Genomic DNA, 414 nt, shown 5'->3' on the forward strand with positions numbered 1-414 from the left:
CCAGCCCGGCCGCACGCTGCGCCGAGCCAAAGGCTCCGCGCGCGGCCTCCTACACCACAGGGTGGGACACTATCCGCCGTGCGCGTGTAATGCGCGGTGTGGCGCGGGTCGCGGTGCCCGAGCCAGTCCTGGATGAGCCGCAGGTCGTGCTTCCTGTTCGCCAGTGCAAAGCCGCAGGAATGGCGCAGCATATGGGGATGGACGTGTCCGAGACCGGCGCGCTCGCCGGCAGCCTTGATGACGTAGTTCACCGCCTGCCGGGTGAGCGGCTGGCGACGCTCGGAGACGAAGAGCCAGGGCAGGTCGTCGTCGCGTCGCGCAAGCCATCGCTTGATGGCGCGGAGTTCGTCGCCGGCAACGGGGTGCTCGACGCTGAGCCCGTTCTTGAGCCGCGCGACCCAGAGCCGGGACTGC

The 414-nt window shown here is 70.0% G+C and carries 1 protein-coding gene; it reads right to left on the reverse strand.

Features of this window, described 5'->3' with window-relative positions; genetic code table 11:
* Nucleotides 1–414, reverse strand: a 414-nt coding sequence (locus tag Q1A87_RS23830) for a tyrosine-type recombinase/integrase (protein ID WP_299657381.1), incomplete at both ends; no start/stop codon positions are given.

Origin of the sequence: uncultured Jannaschia sp., assembly GCF_947494055.1 — a bacterium.
Taxonomy (GTDB): domain Bacteria; phylum Pseudomonadota; class Alphaproteobacteria; order Rhodobacterales; family Rhodobacteraceae; genus Jannaschia.